Here is a 1,883-nt window from a genome sequence, read left to right as displayed (position 1 = left end):
GTTGCAAATATATATGGATGAATTTGCGTAACATGTGTTGGCTGAGTTTTATTTTAAATCCAGGGGGATGGGCTGGTGCCGAATTTATAGTCCTGGCGTGCTTCGCAAAGGATATGGAAAACTTTAAATGTCGTCATATTGTAGCTTCGCCCCCATTACCCCAAAATATGGCAGCAGGAACAATTGCGTTAACGAACAATTCAAGGGCTGTTACCGGCACCGGAACGGCGTTCACCAGCAATCTGGCAGTGAATGACTTCGTCGTGTCGGTTGTGGGCGGGGTAACTTACACGCTGGGTGTGGCGTCGATTGAATCCGACACTGCCTTGACACTGAATGTGGCATATGACGGTCCTGCGGCGACCGGCGCGGCATGATCAGCTGTGGCTAACCAGACATTAGTGGGGATCACTGCTCAGGTGGCGGCTGATGTGGCTAAAGCTATCTGCGGGCTAAACCTCGACAAGGCGAACTGGCAAGGTTTCTACACAGCGACAGGTGACACCACAATTACTCTGCCAGATGGCACATCTGTGACCGGCCCAAGTTGGCCAGCGATGCAAGAGTCAATTGATGAGGCTGGTAATGGTAAGGCATCCAGTGGGGTAAACGGCGATATCACTGAGATTAAAGGGCTGACGACCGCGTTAAGCATCGCCCAAGGCGGTACTGGTGCGTTGAGTTGGTCAACAACGGCATTAGCCCGGGCGACTACCGCAAATATGGGACTTATGATGTCCGGTAATAACCGGGTGCTCATTCCTTACGCGAACGGCAGCGTAATGATCATGATGGTCTCAGCCACCGGCACAGCATCAGCAGGCGGGGTCTCGTTCACATTTCCGCAGGCATTTGGAACAGTATTTTCATTTGTTGGCATCAGTGGCGATAACGCGGCGCTGGGCGGCACTGTATCGGTAATTAACATTTCTAATTCTGGCGTTGATTTGGCTGTTAGAAATGCTGATGGAAGTTATAAGACTGGTGTTGTTAGGGTTAACTATATAGCTATGGGAATTAATGCATGACAATCGCGAAAGAATCAATTAAACAATCAGATGAAGAGCCGGTGAAATATTTTTACAGCATCAAAACACGAGGTTTTTACAGCAGCGAATTACCTGGAGTGATTGAATCATCCGGGCTTTCGTCAGATGATTTGGTCGAAATTAGCACCGAAGAATATAACGCCTTTTTTAACCCACCTGAAGGTTACTATGGTGTGTTTGATGAAGATGGTCCTCGTCTAGAAAAACTCCCAGACCCCACAATTGCGGCAAACCTGGAAACCGCACAATCTGAATATAACCGCGCCTCTGTTCAGATCACCGCGCTGCAGCAACGTATCGAAGATGAAGACTACGACGCTACCATCACTGAATCTGCTGTAGCCGCGGCTAAAACCTCCTGGACAACTTACCGGAAATCATTGCGTGCTTATATTGCTGCGGAAGATGGCACCAAAGCATTACCTACAGCACCAGACGCATAACCCAACATTAAGCCCGGATAGCCGGGCTTTCATTCAGTAAAAAGCTTATAAAACGTATAAAAGTCTTTAAAGGTGCGAGACTTGACTTTAGTAGTATTTTATCAACTGTAAATCTGATGGTAGTTGTGGATAGATTTATATGCAATCAAGCATAAAATAATAGCATAGGCAATTACTGATAAGATGTTTATAGGTATTTTTATACGGGCGTATTTAACATCAAGACCGTGCTTTGATACAAAAAGATAGGATAAAATAACAAAGCAAAATATACTTAAGTTGAAATACCGCCCTTGAATACCTGTAATAACAGTTAGACTGGCCCCATAGATCACCAGACACTTCGCCTCTCTTAAAATAAGAGGTAGTCTTAGAACTATGTTTAACACCA

General features: G+C 45.8%; 3 protein-coding genes and 1 pseudogene. 3 read left to right on the top strand and 1 reads right to left on the bottom strand.

Annotated features, from left to right (window positions below; all coding sequences use genetic code 11):
* The 3 genes and pseudogenes from AC3Y5R_RS00020 to AC3Y5R_RS00010 all read left to right on the top strand — a co-directional run.
* Positions 1-377: pseudogene (locus AC3Y5R_RS00020) on the top strand (hypothetical protein); the annotation flags it as partial.
* A 54-nt stretch (positions 378-431) separates the two neighbouring features.
* Entirely contained in the window at positions 432-1,028 is a 597-nt protein-coding gene (locus AC3Y5R_RS00015; protein WP_489919606.1) for a hypothetical protein, read from the top strand.
* On the top strand, positions 1,025-1,492 hold the full coding sequence (locus AC3Y5R_RS00010) for a hypothetical protein (protein ID WP_489919605.1): 468 nt from the start codon (positions 1,025-1,027) through the stop codon (positions 1,490-1,492). Before AC3Y5R_RS00015 ends, AC3Y5R_RS00010 begins: the two co-directional genes overlap by 4 nt.
* A gap of 101 nt (positions 1,493-1,593) precedes the next feature.
* Here AC3Y5R_RS00010 and AC3Y5R_RS00005 read toward each other — a convergent pair.
* Positions 1,594-1,883 (bottom strand): hypothetical protein (locus tag AC3Y5R_RS00005; RefSeq protein WP_489919604.1); only part of this gene is annotated, 290 nt, incomplete at its 5' end.

It is taken from the genome of Erwinia sp. 009765445 (genome assembly GCF_058137865.1).
Note: the sequence above shows the minus strand (reverse complement) of the source record. Positions and strands in the feature narration are given on the sequence as shown.